Origin of the sequence: Ramlibacter sp. AN1015, assembly GCF_037726105.1 — a bacterium.
In the GTDB taxonomy this organism is placed as follows: Bacteria; Pseudomonadota; Gammaproteobacteria; order Burkholderiales; family Burkholderiaceae_C; genus Ramlibacter.
Window position 1 is genome coordinate 62,703 of the sequence record NZ_JBBJUM010000002.1, and the last position, 18,089, is coordinate 80,791.

Sequence of the window (18,089 nt, forward strand, 5' to 3'; positions counted from 1 at the left end):
GTACCCATGTTCGAGGGAGCAAAAAAGTCGCGCCTGCACACTGCCGCCGTCCTGGCCGCGCTGGTGCTCAGTGCCTGCGGAGGAGGAGGAGGAGGAGACGACGAGCCGGCAGCACCGGCGCCGCCTCCCATCGGCGGCACACCCGGCGGCACCCCGCCGCCGCCGCCACCGCCTGCTCCGGCCCCCCCGCCGCAGTCCGGCGCCGTCGCCGTCGCGGGCGACACGCAGACCGAGGCGAACCGACAGTACGAGGTGCGCGCCGCGGCCGGCACGCCCCTGGTGGCGCTCACCTTGCCGCCTGCCCCGGCGCCGGGCGACACGATCACCGTCACCGGTGTGAGCGACACCCCCTGGGAGATCGTGCAGCAGCCGGGCCAGACCATCGTCACCACCGACCTGCCGGGGGACACGGCACGCGGCGAGGTGTGGTCCGCTCCACTCGCGCCCCGGGCATGGTGGTGGCTCGCATCGAATGCCGCGGGCGACGTGCTCACGGCCGGCGAGAACCGCGGCGGACTGTTCGTCTCGGAGGATGGCGGCCAGACCTGGGCGGAACGTGTGACCGGCCAGCGCATCTGGATCAGCACCGACATGACGCCCAGCGGCGACACGATGGTGGCGCTGGCGTTCCAGGGCGACATGTTCATCTCCCGCGACTACGGTCGTACGTGGACGGTCGTGCAGCAACCCGGGTTCAGCGGCCTCGACTGGGAGTCGGTCGCCATCTCGAGCGATGGTCGCCGCATTCTTGCGAGCGCGCTGAGAAACCGGCTGTTCCTGTCGGAGGACGGCGGCACCACCTGGACCCAGCAGGCGATCGTGGGTGAGTGGCGGAGCGTAGCGATGTCGGCCGACGGCATGCGTGCGGTTGCCGTCAACCAGGGCGGATCGATCTACACCTCGGAAGACGGCGGGGTCACCTGGACCCCGCGCACCACGACAGCGGGCGACTGGTACCGCGTCGGCATGTCGGACGACGGCATGGTGCTGGCGGCTGCCGAGCGCTTCAGCGGCGGCCTGCAGATCTCGCGCGACGGCGGCCGCACCTGGACACCGGCTCTCACCGCCGATGGCAGCCGCCTGAGCGGCGCATGGACCACGACCGCAGTCTCTGGCGACGGCAGCACGATCGCGGTCTCGTCCACCGGCGGCACGCTCTACCTCTCCGAGGACGGCGGCCAGACCTTCCGCGCCCTGGACATGCCGGGCACCGACACGAACTGGCGCAGCGTGGCGTTGTCGGCGGACGGCAACTTCATGACGGCAGCCACCGGCGGCGCCGTGGAGTCGCGCGTGGAGGGCACCCTCTACACCTCGCGCAGCCACCGCACCAGCGTCGGCGAACTCGGCGCGATCGCGGGAGGGGCCGGCGATTCGGTCGAACTCGAGTACCTCGGTTCGGACCGCTTCCGGGTGCGCAGCTCCAGCGGCGGGCCGTTCACGATCCGCTGAGGCGCGGCCCGGTGCGCAGGGCGCGGGCGACGCAGGTCGCGCGCGCCCTGCAGCACGGCAGCGCTGCAGCACCACAGCATCGGGCGGCGTGTGCGAGCGATCGGGCGCCGGCTGTCTAATGGCGCCATGCTGCATCGCCGCCACGCCCTCGCCCTGATCGCGACGCCGCTCGCCGCCCTGCCGCACGCGCGAGCGACCCCGCCGCCGCCGTCACCATCACCCGGCGCCGCGCCACCTGCCTTCGAGTTGCTGGGCCATCGCGGCGCGCGAGGCCTTTTGCCCGAGAACACCCTGCCGGGCTTTGCCAAGGCGCTGGAGCTCGGCGTCAGCACGCTCGAACTCGACGCGGCAGTGACCCGCGATGGCGTGGTCGTGGTGTCGCACGACGCCCGCCTGAACCCCGACATCACGCGGGGGCCGGATGGCGCGTTCCTGGCGACGCGCGGCCCCGCCATCGCCGAGCTCACGGCCGCCGAACTCGCCCGCTACGACGTCGGTCGCATCCGCCCCGGCAGCGCCTACGCACGTGAGTTCGCACACCAGCAGCCGGTGGACGGCGCGCGCATCCCGCGCTTCGAGGAGGTGGCGGCGCTGGTGCGGCGGCAGGGCCCGGCCGACGTGCGCCTGTCGGTGGAAACGAAGGTGCATCCCCAACGGCCCCAGGACACCGTCGATGCCGAGCGCTTCACGCGGCTGGTGATCGCCGACATCCAGCGCAGCGGCCTGCAGGCGCGCTGCTCGCTGCAGTCCTTCGACTGGCGCACCCTGCAGCTGGCACGGCGCGAGGCGCCGCAGCTCGAGCGGGTCTGCCTCAGCAGCCGGCGGCCGGGCTTCGACACCCTGCGCCCCGGCTCGCCCTGGACGGCCGGGATGGCGCTGGCCGAGCACCCGTCCGTGCCGCACCTGGTGCTTGCGGCCGGCGGCCACACCTGGTCCAGCTGGCACGAAGACCTGGACGCATCGACGGTGGCGCAGGCGCATGCACTCGGGCTGCGCGTGCTGGCCTGGACGGTGAACGTGGTCGAGCGCATGGCCATGCTGATGGACATGGGGGTGGACGGGATCGTGACGGACCGCCCGGACCTGCTGCGCGCGCTGATGGCGCAGCGCGGCATGCCCCTGCCACCGCGCGCCGCCTGAGGGCGGGCGGCCGGCGCGCCCCTCTCAAGCGCGGCGCGGCTTGCGACGCCGCGCGAACCACCAGCCGGCGAGTGCCGCCAGCACCAGCAGGCCCAGCAGTGCCAACTGGGCCTGCGCGGCGTATCCGAGCACCTGCTGCAGCGCGTGCGAGAACACCCAGCCCAGGGTGGTGAAGGTGCCGGCCCACAGCGCCGCAGACACGGCGCTGAGCACCGCGAACTGCAGCGGCGGCAGCCCGGATGCGCCCAGCAGCACCGGCCCCGCCGTGCGCAGCCCATAGGCGAAGCGCACGCCCACCACGCTCGCATGGGGCCAGCGACGCACCAGCCGCCGCGCACGCACCGCCGCGCGGGCCAACCTGCGCGAGCGGGCCAGCACCGCCACGCCCTTCCAGCGGCCGAGCCAGAACATGGTTTGGTCCGAGCTCCAGGCCACCGCACAGCCCAGGGCGAACACGGCGAGTGGTTCGAAATAACCGCGCTGCGCTCCGAAGGCGCCGAGCAGCAGCACGGTCTCGCCTTCGAGCAGCAGGCCCAGGGCCAGCATCCAGTACCCGTGCTCGAGCAGCAGTTGCTGGAAATTCATGCGCGCGGTATCCGCGCGTGCTCTGCCCGCAGCCTCACAGCGGCACCTTCGCGTCGTGGACCTCGCAGCGCGGGTCGGCGCCGTAGGCCGCCGCGCCGGTAAAGCCGTTGACCACATCGACCTGCCACCACTGGCAGGCCCACGAATCGAAGCGATACGACCACACTTCGCCGGGCTGCCAGCCGCCGCTGCGCACCTGGGTCGGCGGCCCGAGTCGGCGGCGCAGTTCGTTCACCGGCAGGCCTCGCGGAACCGCGTTGAAGTTCTCCTCGGTCAGCACCTGCCGCCACCCCAGCACCCGGCCGGCCGGGTCGAGATCGACCATATAGGTGTGCAGGCCGGCCGGTCCCCGTGCGAACTCGAGTTGCCCACCACCTCCGGCGAGCGCATGAACGGCCGTGGGCCGGCCCATCAGCTCGGTGACCTGCGCCGCGGACATGCCGGCGCGCACCTCGCCAGGCCCGTACCCGGTGGCGCAGGCGGACAGCACGAGCACGAGCAGGCAGCTGGGCAGGAGGCGATAGCAGCTCGTCATGGCAGCGGAGCAGAAGCGGACATGCCGCAATCATCGCCCAGCGCGCGCGTCCTCGCCGTTCTTACGCCGCCTTGGGACTTCCGACGACGCGGGATTGCCGCGCGGGTCCTAGATTGGTGGGGTGGGCTGCCGCGGGCGCGCAGCCGTGACTCTCATTGCATGCCAAGGAGTGCACACATGCCGAAAGCCTGGAGCAACAAGCGGGAGCGCCAGTACGAGCACATCAAGGAAGGCTACGAACAGCGCGGCAAGAGCGAGGACACCGCCGAGGAGATCGCCGCGCGGACGGTCAACAAGGAACGCCGCGAAGAGGGCGAGACCAAGCAGCAGCACAAGCAGAAGCAGCACGGCGGGCACACGAAGAGCGAGCGCGCGAGCGCCAGCGGTTCGTCCGCGCGCACGCGCGACGAGCTGTACGAGGAGGCCAGGCGCAAGAACGTGCATGGCCGCTCGTCCATGAACAAGGAGCAGCTGAAGAAGGCGGTGCAGCGCTGAGCCCGGAGCGCACCGCTGCACCGATGCGCAGCGCGACAGCCGCACGCTGATGCTCCGCTCACGCCCACCCGCTTGGGCGGACGAACCCGCAGATGACAGCCGCCTGCAAGCGGGTCGCAGCAGCGCCGAACGCGTGCACCGGCTTGCGCAGCTTCGAAGAGCAGCGGCTTGCGTCGTGCCTGCTGCGCAGCCGCCCGCATCGACTTGCAAGGACGATGGTCATGACGAGCACACACCCACCGGACCTCGCCGCCCGCGCGGTACAGATCCCCGCCGGCGGTGAACTGCTGCACGGTGACCTGGAGTTGCCGGCGCAGGACGCACCGCTGGTGCTGTTTGCCCACGGCAGCGGCAGCAGCCGGCACAGCAGCCGCAACCGCATGGTGGCCCAGCGGCTGCACCGTGCGGGTATCGGCACGCTGCTGTTCGACCTGCTCACCGAACGCGAGGCGCTAGTGGATGCGCGAACCCGGAAGTACCGCTTCGACATCGACCTGCTTGCGCAGCGGATGGTCGATGCGAGCGCCTGGGCGGCCGCACGCGAGGACGCGGACCCGGTGCCGCAAGGCTTCTTCGGCGCCAGCACCGGCAGCGCGGCCGCGCTGGTGGCCGCGGCCCGACTCGGTGCGCGGGTGCAGGCCGTGGTCTCGCGTGGCGGCCGGCCGGACCTCGCCGGCGGCGCACTGACGCTGGTGACCGCCGCGACGCTGCTGATCGTCGGCGGCCAGGACCATGGCGTGCTGGCGCTGAACGAGCAGGCGTTCGAGCACCTGCACGGCGTCGGGCAGCTGGTGCTCGTCCCCGGGGCGACCCACCTGTTCGAGGAACCCGGAGCGCTGGAGCAGGTGGCCGATCTGGCGGCGCAATGGTTCGCTTCGCACCTGATGCGACCGGCGCGGTGACGCAGCGGTGACGTGCCGGTGCGAGCGAGCCTGCGGGCGCTCTGACTGGGCCGGCGCATGCGCGTCGCCAGCACGCCCCGCGAGCCGGTGTTCCGGCGGTGTACGGGCTTCGCACCCGCGCCGCGCGTAGCATCACGCCATGACCGACCCTGCCACGAGCTGCGCATGAGCCTTCATTTCCTGGATTTCGACTACAGCGAGGACGACGCCGGCAACGGCAGCTTCGACGCCATGGCGGCCGCCGATCCCGCCCGGCTGCCGGCACTGCAGGACGAAGTGCTGCGCGTGATCGCCTGGGCCGAGGACCACTTTCCGGGCGCGCGCGGACCGCTCGACGCTGGCGGCGAGTGGGACTGGGCGCTGGAGGGCGTGAGCGAGGTCGCCACCACCCTCGACCTGCAGGTGGCCGCGGGCCGGCTGCTGGCGACCGCACGCGAGACCGGCGCGCCCCGCGTGACCCTGAGCTTCACCCTGAGCGGAACGCCGCAGTTCTGCGCCGCCTTTCGCGAGGCCTTCGATGTCTCCTGAGCGCCCGGACTCGGCTGCGGTCGCGACGCCAAGGCCGCTCGTGGCCGACCTGCCGCCGCAGGCACAGTGGGTGCTGGAAGGAGCGCGCATCCTCCAGACGCAGCACGCGTGCGGGCAGATGGTCTGGCACGCCTGGGGCACCGGTGAGCCGCTGGTGCTGCTGCACGGTGGCAGCGGCAGCTGGACCCACTGGCTGCGCAACGTCGAGTCGCTCGCTGCGAGCGGCCGCACGGTGTGGGTGCCGGATCTTCCCGGCTGCGGCGACTCCGATCCGCCCCCCGAGGGCCACGACGCCGACGCGCTGGTGGAACCCCTCGCGCAAGGGCTGGGGCATCTGTTCGGGCCAGCACCCGTCGATCTGGCGGGCTTCTCGTTCGGCGGACTGTGCGCCGGGCTGCTGGCCTCGGCGCATCCGGGTCGGCTGCGGCGCCTGGTGCTGGTGGGCGCTCCGGTGCTGGCGCTCGGCGCGCGGCCGGTGCGGCTCATGGAATGGCGCCACCTGCCCACCGCGCAGGAGCGCGCCGCAGTGCACCGGGCCAACCTCGCCGCACTGATGCTGCACCACCGTGCCTCGATCACACCGCTGGCCGTGGCGCTGCACGCGGCCAACCTGGCGCGCGACCGCCTGCGCCGCCGCCGGATGGCGCGCGGCGACGCGCTGCAGCGGGCATTGCAGTCGGTGGCGCTGCCCGTCGCCGCGATCTACGGACGCGAGGACGCGCTGTACCGCGACCGCACCGAGGCGCTCGAAGCCGCGCTGCGCCAAGCGCCGGCGCTCGCTTCCATCGACTTCATTCCCGATGCGGGCCACTGGGTGCAGTTCGAAGCGCCGCAGCGCTTCGACGAGCTGCTGCTGCGCGCGTTGGCGCGCATGGCCTGAACTCCGATCCATCGGCAATGGCAGCGATGCCAGCCGCCCCGGGCGCAGGGGCGGCTCAGGCAGCCGGTCCAGGCACGAACACGTCGCTGAAGAAGTGCTCGGGTGCGAGTTGGCGCTCGTCCACGCAGGCCTTGCGCACGGCACTCACCATGACCGGCGAGCCGCAGCAATACACCTCGTGCCCCGCCAGCGATTCGAAGCTCGCGCGCACGGCGTCATCGACGCGCCCATGGAATCCGCCGAGCGCCTGCGCGTCGGCCGCGTCCTCGACGGTAGGGATGAAGCGAAAACCGGGCAGCACCTTCTGCCAGCGCTCGACCACAGACAGCAGATAGAGGCTCTCGCGCGTGCGGCCGCCCCAGACCAGCGTCACCGGCCGCGCGATCTTCTTCTTGGCGATGTCGTCCAGCAGGGATTTGACCGGCGCGAAGCCGGTGCCACCGGCCACGCAGACCATGGGCAGGCCGGCCTCTTCCCGCAGCTCGAAATGGCCGAACGGCAACTCGACCTGCAGCACGTCGCCCGCGGCGAGCGTGGGCACGATCTGCGTGAACTGCCCACCTGCGACGTGGCGGATGTGCAGCTGCAACGCATCGCTCTCGTGGGGCGGATTGGCCATCGAGTACGAGCGGCGGCTGCCGTCCGGCAGTTCGACCTGCAGGTACTGGCCCGCGGAAAAGCGGGCGCGCTGCCCCGCCGGCAGGCGCAGCTGCAGGATGCTCACGTCCTCGGCGGCACGGGTGTTGCGAAACACCTTGGCGGCGAAGCGCTTGCGTGCACCAGGCTCGATGCGCTTGTAGGCCGTGGGCACGATCTCCAGGTCGCCCAGCGGGCTGCACTGGCAGTACAGCACCTCGCCGGGCGGCGTGGCCTCGGCGGACGCTGCCGGAGAACACTGCACCTCGCCGGAGGCGACCTTGCCGGCGCAGTTGCCGCACACGCCCTTGCGGCACGAGTACGGCATCTCGATGCCGACCTTGAGGGCGGCATCGAGGATGTTCTCGCCGGGCTCGCAGGCGAATTGCAGGTCGCTGCCGGCGATGCGGATCTGGTGGGCCATGGGTGCAGAAAGGTGAAGGTGGTTGTCAGGTGAGCCCGGCGACCAGGCGCAGGCTGCGCAACAGCGCGTCCGGGCGGGCCTGGCCCGAGCCGGCAATGTCCATGGCGCTGCCGTGGCCGGTGCTGGCGAGCAGGACCTTCGAGCCGACCGAGATGGCGCTCGCGCCCTGCGGCGCGAGCAGCTTGATCGGGATGTGTCCCTGGTCGTGCAGCATGGCCACGTACAGATCGTGCGGGCGGCGCGCGTGGTCGGCCAGCAGCACGTCGGCGCCCTGCGGGTCGTCCAGCGCCATGCCCAAGGCACGCAGGCGCTGCGCCGCCGGCACGGTGCACTCCGCATCCTCGACGCCGAACAGGCGGCCCTCCGAGGCGTGCGGGTTGATGCCGAACAGGGCCACGCGCGGCTGCTCGATGCCCAGCATGCGGCAGGCGCGCATTCCGGCGAGCGTGGCCTGCACGACCAGCTCGGGCGTGAGCCGCAGCAGCGCGCTGGCCACGCTCTCGTGCAGCGTGGCGTGCACGATGCGCAGGCCGCCGCCGACCAGCATCAGGAACACGCCCGAAGTGTCTTCGCCGCACACCCGTGCAAGCAGCGAGGGGTAGCCGGTGAAGCGGATGCCCGCCTGTGCGATGGCGGTCTCGTGGTGGGGGCCGGCCACCACCGCGTCGAACTCGCCGCGGCGGCAGGCCTCGATGGCCGCGCTGGCGCTTTCCACGGCACTGGCTCCGGCCTGGGCATTCACCTCGCCGAAGCGGGCGGCTCCGGCCGCGAGCTCACCGGTGGCGCGCAGATCGATCGACGGCAGCAGCCGCTGCAGCCCGGTGGCCTGCGCCGCGCGCTCCAGCACCGAGGCCGGCCCGAACACCGCGATCCGCACCGGCGGCTGCGGCCCCAGCACGTCGATGGCCTTGAGCACGATCTCGGGTCCGATGCCGTTCGGATCGCCCACGGAGACGGCGATGCGTCGCGCCGACATCTCCGTCACAGCGGCAAGGCCATCAGCGTGTCGGTGACGGTGCTGTCGCACACCGCCACGCGCTCGGCCAGCAGCAGCTCGCCGCCCTCCTTGACGAAGCGGTCGAGGTAGACACCGGTGGCGAAGACCTCCGTCTCGCCGGTGGCCATCACGCGCGCGACGATGAAGGGCGTGCGCGCCGTCGCGCCGTGCGCATCGGCGCTGGCGACGACCGGCACCCCCAGCAGGTGGCGGTAGCGCTGGCGCTCGTAGATGTTGGCCTCGCGCAGGGCGGCTACCCGGTCTTCGAGCATGGCGCGCGTGTCGGCCCAGACGATGCCGGCGGGCAAGCCCTCGCGCTCGTTCTCCACGTGCGTGATGCGGTAGTGGCAGGCTTCGGTGAAGAAGCGCGGCCAGCGTTCCAGCGCGTCGCTGTCGATCGCCTCGGCATAGGCGGCGTTGAAGGCCATGAGGCTGAGAAGGTCCACCATGTCCGTCACACCCCCATGTGCTGGCGCCAGGCTTTCCAGAAGCCGCGCACCGAGGTCTCGGTGGCACGTCCGTCGCTGGATTCGGTGCCTTCGCCGCCCATCTCGATGATGGCTTCATGGTCCTGTGCGCCGGCGATGCCGCGCTGCACGAAGCCGCCGACGGCGCCGTCCTCCATGGAGATGAACCCCGCCGGCCCCACCAGGTTGGCCTGCTTCAGCCGCACCACCCGCTGCTCGGGCGTGTCGTCGGTGAAGCCGAGATAGGTCCAGTTCAGCTCGGAGCGGCCCTCGCCCTTGGGCAGCACCTGCCGCACCGCGAGGCAGTTCTGGATCTGCTGGAGCACGAAGCCCGGGAACACCGAGAGGATCTGCAGCGTGACGCCATCGTTCCATTCCTGGAAGCCTGCGAGCACCGAGGGATCCTTCAGGCGGTAGCGGTCGTGGTCGGAGCGCAGGCCCTGCTCCCGGTACGAGCTGTCCTTGGCCGCGGTATCGATCATGGAGTAGCTCACGTGGTTGCCACCGGAGGGGTCCACGATCACACCGCCTTTCTGCGAGAGGCGGTTCAGCTCGAAGGTGGTGAAGAACAGGTGCAGCAGGCTGGCGTGGTAGCTGTCGCGCACGTTCTCGACGTACAGCTTCCAGTCGTTGGGAAGGGCCTGGGTGAAACGGCCGATGACCTGCACCGGCTTGTGCAGCACCCGCTCGATGCGCGTGCAGATCTCCTCGCCCAGGTACTCCTCGATCGGAAGCACGTCGTCGCTGAAGCTGCCGAACACGAGGCCGCAATACACGGCGACGCGCAGCTTGCGCGGACCGTGCTCGTCTTTCGAGAAGCTCGCGGGCATGCCGCCCTGGCCCTTGACGCCCTTCTCGAAAGCGACGCCGGTCAGGTCGCCCTGCAGGCTGTAGCTCCAGGCGTGGTAGACGCACTGGAAGTTCTTGTCGGCCTTGCCCGATTTCTCCAGCGCGATCAGCGCGCCGCGGTGGGCGCAGCGGTTCTCGAAGGCGTAGATCTCACCGTCGTCGTCGCGCACCACCACCACCGGCGTCTCGCCGACGAAGGTGGTGCGGTAGCTGCCCGCTTCAGGCAGTTCGGCGTCCAGGCACAGATAGTTCCAGGTGGCGCCGTGAAAGACGCGATCCTGCTCCTGCCTCTGCACCTGCGCGTCGGCGTACACCCCATAGGGCACGCGGGTAAGCGTGTCCTTCCATTCGATCACTTGCTGCATGACGTGGCTCTCAAGGTCAATCGACGGTGACATTGGCGCTCTGGATCACCTTCTTCCACTTCTCCGATTCGGAGCGGATGAACTCGCCCGAGCGCTGCGGCGCCCAGCCGCGGACCTCGGCTCCCTGCGCCGCGAACTTCTGCTTCACGTCCGGCTGGGCGAGGGCACCGGTGAGCGCCTTGCTCGCATAGGTGATGGCCGACTGCGGCGTGCCGGGGGGCGCGACCACGCTGAAGAAGGTGACCGACTGCATCGCCGGCAGCTTCTGCTCGGCGAAGGTCGGAACCTGGGGCAGCACGTCGGAGCGCCTGTCGTCGGCCACCGCCAGAATCTTGATGCGGCCGCTCTGGTGGAACTGCGCCGAGGACGCGATGTTGTCGAAGAACACGTCCACCTGACCGCCCACCAGGTCGGCCAGCGCCGGCGCGGTGCCGCGGTAGGGGATGTGCGTCATCTTGGTGCCGGTCAGCTGCATGAACAGGTTGGCCGTGAGGTGCGAGGTAGAGCCGTTGCCCTGCGATGCGTAGCTCACCTTGTCCGGATTGGCCTTGAGATAGGCGATGAACTCCTCCACGGTGTTGGCCGGCACCTTGCTGCTCACGGCCAGCACGTTGGGTACCGTGGCCATCACGGTCACCGGCTCCCACTTGGCGGGATCGAAGGACAGCTTCTTGTACAGATGCTGGTTGATGGCGATCGGCCCGGGAGGCGAGGCGAGCAGCGTGGTGCCGTCCGCATCGGCACGCGCAACGTATTCGGCGCCGATGTTGCCGCCGGCACCGGTGCGGTTCTCGACCAGCACGCCGGCCGGATAAGCCTCCCGCATCTTCTCGGCCAGCAGGCGCGGCAGCACGTCGGCCGTTCCGCCCGCGGGATAGGGGACGACCATGCGCAGGGGCTTGTCGGGTGCCTGCGCTCCCGCCGGTGCCACGGCGGCGACGGCGGTGAAGGCGAGTGCTGCGGCCAGGGGCCGTGCCAGCTTTCGGAAGGTTGGAATCATGGGTGTCTCCGGGGTGAGGGCCGCACGGCCGCCGTATTTACATTGCGATGTCGCCAGTCTAAGAGCGATTGATTTGCATCAACGAATTCTGAATAATCTGTTCGCTTATCGAACCAACCGAAGCGCTTTCGGCTTCGGCATCGCCACTCTCCATCCGGACTCTCGCATGCAGACACCTCCGGGCGACAGCGTCGCCCTTCCCACCTTGCCCGCCGTGCCCCTCGTGGTGGACAAGGACGAACGTGAGTACGTGATGGGCCTGGAAAAGGGCCTGCTCATCATCGAGGCCTTCGGCGTGCTGCGCGGACCGGCCACGCTCACGAGGCTCGCCGAGTTCACCGGACACTCGAAGGCCTCCGTCCGCCGATCGCTGCTGACCCTGTGCCGGCTCGGCTTCGCGGTGCAGACCGGGCGCGAGTTCCAGCTCGCGCCGCGCGCCCTGCGGCTCGGCCATGCTTTCGTGGTGTCGGACCGGCTGACCCGCGTGGTGCAGCCCATCCTGGAGATGGTGAGCGAGCGCACGCGCGAATCGGCTTCCATCGCCGTGCTGGACGCGCAGGACGTGGTGTTCGTCGCACGCTCGACGCACCGGCGCAGCTTATCGACCGGCCTGGGCGCCGGAGCGCGCCTGCCGGTGTACTGCAGCGCGACCGGCCGGGTGCTGCTGTCCGGGCGGCAGCGCGAGGAAGTCGAGTTCCTGCTCAACCGCATGTCCCGTCCGGCGCTCACGCCGCACACGCGCACGGCGCTGCCCGACATCCTGGAAGCGATCGAGCGCGCCCGCTCGCAGGGATACGCCACCTGCGACGAGGAGCTCGAGCTGGGGCTGCGCTCGATCGCAGTGCCGGTCCGTTCGGCATCCGGCGAGCTGCTTGCGGCGATGAGCCTGTCGGTGGCGACCAGCCGGATGACGCTGGAGGAGGCGGTGCGCGAGCTGGTGCCGGAGCTCGAACTCGGGCGAAGGCAGCTCTCGCCGCTGCTCTGAACCGGTCCACCCGGCGGGTGCCACGAGCGCGCCGGTGGCAGCTCGTTTAAGCTCCCCGCGCCCTCCGACCGCATGCACCCCGAATCCCACACCCTCTGGCGCGCACCGCGCTGGGCCCTCGCGGTCCTGCTGGCCGTGCTCGGCACGCTCGGCCCTTTCTCCATCGACACCTACATCCCTGCGTTCGCCGGGATCGCCCGCTCGCTCGGCGCGACGCCGGTGGAGATGCAGCAGACGCTCTCGGCCTACCTGTTCGGCTTCGCGTTCATGAACCTGTTCCACGGCGCGCTGTCGGACAGCTTCGGCCGCCGGCCGGTGGTGCTGTGGGGCATTGCGGTGTTCACGATCGCGTCAGCGGGTTGCGCGCTGTCGCAGACCATCGGGCAACTGGTGTTTTTCCGCGCGCTGCAGGGCCTGTCGGCGGGCGCGGGCATCGTGGTGTCGCGCGCGGTGATCCGCGACATGTTCCCGCCGGACCAGGCGCAGAAGGTGATGAGCCAGGTCACCATCTACTTCGGCGTCGCGCCCGCGGTGGCGCCGATCGTCGGCGGCTGGCTGTTCGTGCACGCCGACTGGCACGCGATCTTCTGGTTCCTCACCGCCATCGGGGTGGTGCTGTGGATTGCCAACCAGCGGCTGCTTCCCGAGACGCTGCACCCCTCGCAGCGTCAGCCGTTTCGCGTGCGCAACCTCATGCAGGGCTACCGGGCCGTGGGAAGCAGTCCCCGGTTTCTCCTGCTCGCGCTGGCCAGCGGCATCCCCTTCAACGGCATGTTCCTCTACGTGCTGGCCGCGCCCGAGTTCCTCGGCACGCACCTGGGCCTCGAGCCGACACAGTTCTTCTGGTTTTTCGTGCTCACCATCGCGGGCATCATGGCCGGCGCCTGGCTCAGCGGCCGCCTGGCGGGGCGGACGGCGCCCAAGCGCCAGATCCGCTGGGGCTTCATCGTGATGCTGACGGTGTCGCTGCTGAATGTCGCCGCCAACGCGCTGTGGACGCCGCACGTCGGCTGGGCGCTGCTGCCGATCGCGGTGTTCGGCTTCGGCTGGTCGCTGATGGTCCCGGTGGTCACGCTGCTGGTGCTGGACCTGCACCCCGAGCGGCGCGGCCTGGCGTCGTCGCTGCAAGCGGTGGTGGGATCGACCGCCAATGGCGTCGTAGCCGGGGTGATCGCGCCCCTGGTGATGCACTCCACGCTCGCATTGGCGCTTGCATCGCTGCTGATGATGGGGGTCGGCCTGCTCGCGTGGCTGCATGTGCGCAGGCGCTGGCCGGAGATCGGTCAGCGGCCGGTGCAGCCGGCCGAGACCCTGAACTTTCCGCCCCGCCCGCAGGGGTGAGCGGGGCGCCCCCGCAGATCGCGTCGGCGAAAAAAAAAAGGGATGCAGGCCAGGCCCACATCCCTTCTTTCTTTTGAATTACCGCACCGGCGCGCCTGCCCGGAAGCAGGCGCCCTGGCCTGGGTTGTTCAGCGCACCGGCTTGTACGCGCGCTTCTTCGCGTCGCGCGGCACGAATACCTTCCCGCCGTTGCCCGGCCGGGCGAAATCGCTGTGCGGCGCCGGCTGGCCGAAGCCGCCGCCCGCAGGGCGCTTTTCCCACGGGGTCGCGCCCGGTGCACGCCGCTCGTCGCGTCGCGGCTCGCTGCCGAAATCGCCGAACCCGGCCTTGCGCCCGTAATCGCCTCGGCCGAAGTCGCCCCGGCCAGCGTCGCTGCGGCCGGCACCTTCGCGGCCAAAGCTACCGCCTCGCGCCGGGCGTCCGCCACCGAATCCGCCGCCACGCCCGGGCTTGCCGCCAAAGCCGCCCGGCTGCGGCGCCCGCGGCGCACGCTGCATCGGCTCCAGGCCGGCAATGGTGTCGGCCGTGAACGGCTGCTTGGTGTAGCCCTCGATGTCGAAGATCTTGAAGCGGTCGCGGAATTCGGCGAACGTGACGGCGAGGCCGTCCCGTCCGGCCCGGCCGGTGCGGCCGATGCGGTGGGTGTAGTCCTCGCTCTTCATCGGCAGGCCGAAGTTGAAGACGTGGGTGATCGTGGGCACGTCGATGCCGCGCGCTGCGACGTCGGTGGCCACCAGGATCTGCACCTGGCCATTGCGCAGGGCCATCAGGCGGCGATTGCGCAGTCCCTGGCTCAGCGCGCCGTGCAGCGCGACGGCCGAGAAGCCCTCCTGCTGCAGGTCGGCGGCGAGGCCATCGCACTCGATCTGCGTGCTGGCAAAAACAATCGCCTGGTCGATGCTCGTGTCGCGCAGCCAATGGTCGAGCATCTTGCGCTTGTGCTGCGCGTTGTCGGCCCAGAACAGCACCTGCTTGATGTTGGCGTGCTTTTCCTGCGGGCTGTCGATCTGCACCTTCTGGGGAGTGCGCATGACGCGTGTGGCCAGCTGCTGGATGCGCGGCGCGAACGTGGCGCTGAACATCATGGTCTGGTGGCGCGCGATGGTCAGCTGGTTGACCTCCGCCAGGTCGTCGGCGAAGCCCAGGTCGAGCATCCGGTCGGCTTCATCGACGACGAGGAACTTGACCTGGTCGAGCTTGATCTGCTGCGAGCGCTGCAGGTCGAGCAGGCGGCCCGGAGTGGCGACCACCAGATTGGCGTTCTGCAGGCGCGCGATCTGCATCTGGTAGGGCATGCCGCCCACCACGTTGGCGATGCGCAGGCCCTTGCAATGCTTGACCAGGTCGATCGCGTCGTGCGCCACCTGCTGCGCGAGCTCGCGCGTCGGGCACAGCACCAGGGCACCGGGCGCGGCGGCCTTGAAGTTGCGGGGATCGGTCGGATTGCGGCGCTTGCGCCGCGGCGGGGCCTCGCCGCGCGCAGCGGCTTCATCGACCAGGCGCTGATGTTCGGCCTGCTCCTGCGCGGCCTCGTCGGCCTGCAGCTTGAGAAGCGTGTGCAGCACGGGCAGCAGGAAGGCGGCGGTCTTGCCGCTGCCGGTCTGGCTGGAGACCATCAGGTCGATGAAGGCGGAAGACTCGCCCTCATCGGAGCTGTCCATGGCCAGCGGAATGACGTGGTCCTGCACCGCAGTCGGCTGCGAAAAGCCCAGGTCCTCGACGGCCTGGATCAGCTCGGGCGCGAGGCCCAGCTTGACGAAGCCGTTCGGCAGCGCGGGCGCCTGGTCGTCGATGGCTTCGACGGAGGACGAAATGGAAGTGATAGCAGACTCGGAAGAAGAGTCGAAAAAGGATTCGGCAGGCGCGAACGCGTCCTGCTCTCGATAAGCGTCGGTCATTGTTTTCCGTTGCGCACGCTCCCGGAGGGAACGTCCGTCGTCAATGGTTAAAGGACACCAACCATCAAACGACGTGAGCGGCCGCGGAGGCCGCCGGCTCATTCGGTGAGCCTGTGCATGAAGGCAGTGCGAGGATAGTGCCGCAGGCGTTTGCGGCGAAGCCAGCGATTATGGCACGGCTTCGCAATGACCTGGCATTGGCGAGGGTGAAACGATGTAAGGGCGGGGGGTGGCGAGCTTCGATTTCCGAACTGTGTCCGGACAGCCGGGCGCGCTGGTCTGGTTGGCTGCGAGCGTCAACACGCCTCATGGCAATGCCGCGGTCCTACGCAGGTGCCGGATGCACCGCCCGCCGCGTCCTCCTGGCCGGCAGCGCCCCCTCCTATTCGAGCCGCAGGAAATGCGATCGGTAGTGCGCGAGCTCGTCGATCGATTCGTGGGCGTCTGCCAGAGCCGTATGCGCCTGCTGCTTCTTGAAGCCCTCGCACACCTGCGGACGCCAGCGCCGCGCGAGTTCCTTGAGTGTGCTCACGTCGAGGTTGCGGTAATGGAAGAACGCCTCCAGGCGCGGCATGTACTTGACCAGGAAGCGGCGGTCCTGGCCGATGCTGTTGCCGCACATGGGCGAGGCATTCTTCGGCACGTAGCGTTCGAGAAACGCGATGAGGGCTTCCTCTGCCTCGGCTTCTCGCACCGAGGAGGCCTTCACGCGATCGATGAGCCCGCTCTTGCCGTGGGTGCCCTTGTTCCACGCGTCCATGCGGTCGAGCTGCTCGTCGCTCTGGTGGATCGCGAATACCGGACCCTCGATGCGGGGCTCGAGTTGCGGACCGGTGACGATGACGGCGATCTCGATGATGCGCTCGACCTCGGGATCGAGTCCCGTCATTTCGCAGTCGAGCCAGACCAGGTTCTGGTCGCTCTTGGCCAGTTCGGCGGCGCCCGCGGGCGCGGTGGTGTCGGTCATCGCACGATTGTCGCCCAGGGCTACACTCGCGCGGATGGATCGGTCGCTACTGCTTACCTACGCTTTCTCGCTGGCCGTGCTCGCAGGGCTGGCCGTGCGTTTCTGGCTCGCGACGCGCCAGGTCCGCCACGTCGCGGCGCACCGCGGGCAGGTGCCCGCGGCCTTCGCCGGCACGGTGTCGCTGGCGTCCCACCAGAAGGCGGCCGACTACACGATCGCCAAGTCTCGGCTGGGCCTGCTTGAAACCGCGTTCGGTGCTGCGGTGCTGCTCGGCTGGACCCTCCTCGGCGGGCTCGATGCCCTCAACGTCTGGCTGCTGCAGGCGATCGGCCCGGGAATGCTGCAACAGCTTGCGCTGCTGGCCACCTTCGCACTCATCGGCGGCCTGCTGGAGCTGCCCTTCTCCCTCTATCAGACCTTCGTGGTCGAGCAGCGCTTCGGCTTCAATCGCATGACGTTCAAGCTGTGGCTCGGCGATCTGCTGAAGACTACTGCCGTGGGCGCACTGATCGGCCTGCCCATCGCCGCTGCGATCCTCTGGATCATGGGTGCCACGGGGCCCTGGTGGTGGCTGTGGGCCTGGGCCGCGTGGATCGCGTTCAACCTGCTGCTGCTGGTGGTGTACCCGAGCGTCATCGCGCCGCTGTTCAACAAGTTCCAGCCGCTCGAGGACGAGTCGCTGAAGGCGCGCGTGACCACGCTGATGCAGCGCTGCGGCTTTGCCGCCAAGGGCCTGTTCGTGATGGACGGCAGCCGCCGCAGTGCCCACGCGAACGCGTATTTCACCGGCTTCGGAGCGGCCAAGCGGGTGGTGTTCTTCGACACGCTGCTGTCCAAGCTCAACGCGGGCGAGGTGGAGGCGGTGCTCGCCCACGAGCTCGGCCATTTCAAGTTGCGCCACATCGTCAAGCGCATGGTCGGCATGTTCGCCATGAGCCTGGCGGGGTTCGCGTTGCTCGGGTGGCTATCGACGCAGCCCTGGTTCTATACCGGCCTCGGGGTGCGCCCGAACCTGGAGGGCCCCAACAGCGCCCTCGCCCTGCTGCTGTTTGCCTTGGCGGTACCCGTCTTCAGCTTCTTCATCGCCCCGCTCTTCACACGGCTGTCGCGCAAGCACGAATTCGAGGCCGATGCCTTCGCCATGCAGCATGCGAGCGGCCGCGATCTCGGTTCGGCGCTGCTCAAGCTGTACCAGGACAACGCGTCCACCCTCACCCCGGACCCGGTGTTCGTGTCCTTCTACTATTCCCACCCGCCCGCCTCGCAACGACTCGCGCGGCTCGGCCTGGAGGCTGCATGACCATGGAATCGATGCTCAGGAAAAAAGACTGGTCCGAGGTGCAACGGCGCGCCCTCACCCCGACCGAAGTGGTGACGCGTCTGTCAGCGGCGCCTGGCTGGCAACTCAGCGGAGATGGTGCCGAGGTTGCGATCGAGAAGACGTTCCGCTTCGCCAACTACTACGAGACCATCTCCTTCGTGAACGCGGTGGCCTTCGTCGCGAATGCCCAGGACCATCACCCCGACCTGAGCGTTCACTACAGCCGCTGCGTGGTGCGCTTCAACACGCACGATGTGCAGGGCGTTTCCAGCACAGACTTTGAATGCGCCGCGCTGATCGACGCCCTGCTCACATGAGGCGC

The 18,089-nt window shown here is 69.7% G+C and carries 19 protein-coding genes; 10 read left to right on the forward strand and 9 right to left on the reverse strand.

Annotation, left to right across the window (positions count from 1 at the left end; all coding sequences use genetic code 11):
- Positions 1 to 6: 6 nt before the first annotated feature.
- Together WG922_RS03065 and WG922_RS03070 are read left to right on the forward strand one after the other, a co-directional pair.
- Complete coding sequence (locus WG922_RS03065) at positions 7 to 1,452, forward strand: WD40/YVTN/BNR-like repeat-containing protein (protein WP_340280601.1); 1,446 nt, start codon at positions 7 to 9, stop codon at positions 1,450 to 1,452.
- Between the two features lie 126 nt (positions 1,453 to 1,578).
- Positions 1,579 to 2,592: a glycerophosphodiester phosphodiesterase gene (locus WG922_RS03070; RefSeq protein ID WP_340280602.1), complete on the forward strand. Its 1,014-nt coding sequence runs from the start codon at positions 1,579 to 1,581 to the stop codon at positions 2,590 to 2,592.
- Between the two features lie 24 nt (positions 2,593 to 2,616).
- Here the strand turns inward: WG922_RS03070 and WG922_RS03075 are convergent, their stop codons facing one another.
- Entirely contained in the window at positions 2,617 to 3,177 is a 561-nt protein-coding gene (locus tag WG922_RS03075) for a DedA family protein (protein ID WP_340280603.1), read from the reverse strand.
- Between the two features lie 34 nt (positions 3,178 to 3,211).
- Complete coding sequence (locus tag WG922_RS03080) at positions 3,212 to 3,712, reverse strand: hypothetical protein (RefSeq protein ID WP_340280605.1); 501 nt, start codon at positions 3,710 to 3,712, stop codon at positions 3,212 to 3,214.
- A 177-nt stretch (positions 3,713 to 3,889) separates the two neighbouring features.
- Here WG922_RS03080 and WG922_RS03085 point away from each other — a divergent pair, with 177 nt between their 5' ends.
- The 4 genes from WG922_RS03085 to WG922_RS03100 all read left to right on the forward strand — a co-directional run bounded on the left by WG922_RS03085 (position 3,890) and on the right by WG922_RS03100 (position 6,517).
- Positions 3,890 to 4,207, forward strand: coding sequence for a plasmid stabilization protein (locus WG922_RS03085; RefSeq protein WP_340280606.1), 318 nt, complete (start codon positions 3,890 to 3,892; stop codon positions 4,205 to 4,207).
- Between the two features lie 221 nt (positions 4,208 to 4,428).
- Positions 4,429 to 5,109, forward strand: a complete 681-nt coding sequence (locus WG922_RS03090) for a dienelactone hydrolase family protein (protein WP_340280607.1) — start codon at positions 4,429 to 4,431, stop codon at positions 5,107 to 5,109.
- A gap of 165 nt (positions 5,110 to 5,274) precedes the next feature.
- Positions 5,275 to 5,637 carry a hypothetical protein gene (locus WG922_RS03095; RefSeq protein WP_340280608.1) on the forward strand — a complete coding sequence of 121 codons (363 nt, stop codon included), beginning with the start codon at positions 5,275 to 5,277 and terminating at the stop codon, positions 5,635 to 5,637.
- Positions 5,627 to 6,517, forward strand: coding sequence for an alpha/beta fold hydrolase (locus tag WG922_RS03100; RefSeq protein WP_340280609.1), 891 nt, complete (start codon positions 5,627 to 5,629; stop codon positions 6,515 to 6,517). The genes WG922_RS03095 and WG922_RS03100 overlap by 11 nt, the downstream gene beginning before the upstream one ends.
- Before the next feature lie 55 nt (positions 6,518 to 6,572).
- Here WG922_RS03100 and WG922_RS03105 read toward each other — a convergent pair whose 3' ends face one another.
- Genes WG922_RS03105 through WG922_RS03125 form a run of 5 tightly spaced genes read right to left on the reverse strand, consistent with a single transcriptional unit; the run spans position 6,573 to position 11,255 of the window.
- Positions 6,573 to 7,577, reverse strand: coding sequence for an FAD-binding oxidoreductase (locus WG922_RS03105; protein ID WP_340280610.1), 1,005 nt, complete (start codon positions 7,575 to 7,577; stop codon positions 6,573 to 6,575).
- A gap of 25 nt (positions 7,578 to 7,602) precedes the next feature.
- Positions 7,603 to 8,553 (reverse strand): PdxA family dehydrogenase, encoded by a 951-nt coding sequence (locus WG922_RS03110; protein WP_340280611.1) that lies wholly within the window; start codon positions 8,551 to 8,553, stop codon positions 7,603 to 7,605.
- Between the two features lie 5 nt (positions 8,554 to 8,558).
- Positions 8,559 to 9,023, reverse strand: coding sequence for an aromatic-ring-hydroxylating dioxygenase subunit beta (locus WG922_RS03115; RefSeq protein ID WP_340280612.1), 465 nt, complete (start codon positions 9,021 to 9,023; stop codon positions 8,559 to 8,561).
- Positions 9,024 to 9,028: 5 nt separating this feature from the next.
- On the reverse strand, positions 9,029 to 10,255 hold the full coding sequence (locus WG922_RS03120) for an aromatic ring-hydroxylating dioxygenase subunit alpha (RefSeq protein ID WP_340280613.1): 1,227 nt from the start codon (positions 10,253 to 10,255) through the stop codon (positions 9,029 to 9,031).
- A 16-nt stretch (positions 10,256 to 10,271) separates the two neighbouring features.
- Positions 10,272 to 11,255 (reverse strand): Bug family tripartite tricarboxylate transporter substrate binding protein, encoded by a 984-nt coding sequence (locus tag WG922_RS03125; protein ID WP_340280614.1) that lies wholly within the window; start codon positions 11,253 to 11,255, stop codon positions 10,272 to 10,274.
- A 166-nt stretch (positions 11,256 to 11,421) separates the two neighbouring features.
- Here WG922_RS03125 and WG922_RS03130 point away from each other — a divergent pair, with 166 nt between their 5' ends.
- Together WG922_RS03130 and WG922_RS03135 are read left to right on the forward strand one after the other, a co-directional pair.
- Positions 11,422 to 12,240, forward strand: a complete 819-nt coding sequence (locus WG922_RS03130; RefSeq protein ID WP_340280616.1) for an IclR family transcriptional regulator domain-containing protein — start codon at positions 11,422 to 11,424, stop codon at positions 12,238 to 12,240.
- A gap of 72 nt (positions 12,241 to 12,312) precedes the next feature.
- Positions 12,313 to 13,581 carry a multidrug effflux MFS transporter gene (locus WG922_RS03135; protein WP_340280617.1) on the forward strand — a complete coding sequence of 423 codons (1,269 nt, stop codon included), beginning with the start codon at positions 12,313 to 12,315 and terminating at the stop codon, positions 13,579 to 13,581.
- 128 nt (positions 13,582 to 13,709) lie between these two features.
- Here WG922_RS03135 and WG922_RS03140 read toward each other — a convergent pair whose 3' ends face one another.
- Positions 13,710 to 15,479, reverse strand: a complete 1,770-nt coding sequence (locus WG922_RS03140; protein WP_340280618.1) for a DEAD/DEAH box helicase — start codon at positions 15,477 to 15,479, stop codon at positions 13,710 to 13,712.
- A 382-nt stretch (positions 15,480 to 15,861) separates the two neighbouring features.
- Entirely contained in the window at positions 15,862 to 16,446 is a 585-nt protein-coding gene (gene orn / locus WG922_RS03145; RefSeq protein WP_340280619.1) for an oligoribonuclease, read from the reverse strand.
- A gap of 34 nt (positions 16,447 to 16,480) precedes the next feature.
- On the opposite strand from orn, the gene WG922_RS03150 reads away from it, so the two are divergent.
- On the forward strand, positions 16,481 to 17,746 hold the full coding sequence (locus tag WG922_RS03150) for a M48 family metallopeptidase (RefSeq protein WP_340280620.1): 1,266 nt from the start codon (positions 16,481 to 16,483) through the stop codon (positions 17,744 to 17,746).
- Positions 17,743 to 18,084 (forward strand): 4a-hydroxytetrahydrobiopterin dehydratase, encoded by a 342-nt coding sequence (locus tag WG922_RS03155; protein ID WP_340280621.1) that lies wholly within the window; start codon positions 17,743 to 17,745, stop codon positions 18,082 to 18,084. Before WG922_RS03150 ends, WG922_RS03155 begins: the two co-directional genes overlap by 4 nt.
- The last annotated feature ends 5 nt before the right edge of the window (positions 18,085 to 18,089 follow it).

What these genes read in the sequence shown, in the direction of transcription:
- WG922_RS03065 (WP_340280601.1), top strand. Translation starts at nt 7, where the DNA reads ATGTTCGAGGGAGCAAAAAAGTCGCGCCTGCACACTGCCGCCGTCCTG.
- WG922_RS03070 (WP_340280602.1), top strand. Translation starts at nt 1,579, where the DNA reads ATGCTGCATCGCCGCCACGCCCTCGCCCTGATCGCGACGCCGCTCGCC.
- WG922_RS03075 (WP_340280603.1), bottom strand. Translation starts at nt 3,177, where the DNA reads ATGAATTTCCAGCAACTGCTGCTCGAGCACGGGTACTGGATGCTGGCC.
- WG922_RS03080 (WP_340280605.1), bottom strand. Translation starts at nt 3,712, where the DNA reads ATGACGAGCTGCTATCGCCTCCTGCCCAGCTGCCTGCTCGTGCTCGTG.
- WG922_RS03085 (WP_340280606.1), top strand. Translation starts at nt 3,890, where the DNA reads ATGCCGAAAGCCTGGAGCAACAAGCGGGAGCGCCAGTACGAGCACATC.
- WG922_RS03090 (WP_340280607.1), top strand. Translation starts at nt 4,429, where the DNA reads ATGACGAGCACACACCCACCGGACCTCGCCGCCCGCGCGGTACAGATC.
- WG922_RS03095 (WP_340280608.1), top strand. Translation starts at nt 5,275, where the DNA reads ATGAGCCTTCATTTCCTGGATTTCGACTACAGCGAGGACGACGCCGGC.
- WG922_RS03100 (WP_340280609.1), top strand. Translation starts at nt 5,627, where the DNA reads ATGTCTCCTGAGCGCCCGGACTCGGCTGCGGTCGCGACGCCAAGGCCG.
- WG922_RS03105 (WP_340280610.1), bottom strand. Translation starts at nt 7,577, where the DNA reads ATGGCCCACCAGATCCGCATCGCCGGCAGCGACCTGCAATTCGCCTGC.
- WG922_RS03110 (WP_340280611.1), bottom strand. Translation starts at nt 8,553, where the DNA reads ATGTCGGCGCGACGCATCGCCGTCTCCGTGGGCGATCCGAACGGCATC.
- WG922_RS03115 (WP_340280612.1), bottom strand. Translation starts at nt 9,023, where the DNA reads ATGGTGGACCTTCTCAGCCTCATGGCCTTCAACGCCGCCTATGCCGAG.
- WG922_RS03120 (WP_340280613.1), bottom strand. Translation starts at nt 10,255, where the DNA reads ATGCAGCAAGTGATCGAATGGAAGGACACGCTTACCCGCGTGCCCTAT.
- WG922_RS03125 (WP_340280614.1), bottom strand. Translation starts at nt 11,255, where the DNA reads ATGATTCCAACCTTCCGAAAGCTGGCACGGCCCCTGGCCGCAGCACTC.
- WG922_RS03130 (WP_340280616.1), top strand. Translation starts at nt 11,422, where the DNA reads ATGCAGACACCTCCGGGCGACAGCGTCGCCCTTCCCACCTTGCCCGCC.
- WG922_RS03135 (WP_340280617.1), top strand. Translation starts at nt 12,313, where the DNA reads ATGCACCCCGAATCCCACACCCTCTGGCGCGCACCGCGCTGGGCCCTC.
- WG922_RS03140 (WP_340280618.1), bottom strand. Translation starts at nt 15,479, where the DNA reads ATGACCGACGCTTATCGAGAGCAGGACGCGTTCGCGCCTGCCGAATCC.
- orn (WP_340280619.1), bottom strand. Translation starts at nt 16,446, where the DNA reads ATGACCGACACCACCGCGCCCGCGGGCGCCGCCGAACTGGCCAAGAGC.
- WG922_RS03150 (WP_340280620.1), top strand. Translation starts at nt 16,481, where the DNA reads ATGGATCGGTCGCTACTGCTTACCTACGCTTTCTCGCTGGCCGTGCTC.
- WG922_RS03155 (WP_340280621.1), top strand. Translation starts at nt 17,743, where the DNA reads ATGACCATGGAATCGATGCTCAGGAAAAAAGACTGGTCCGAGGTGCAA.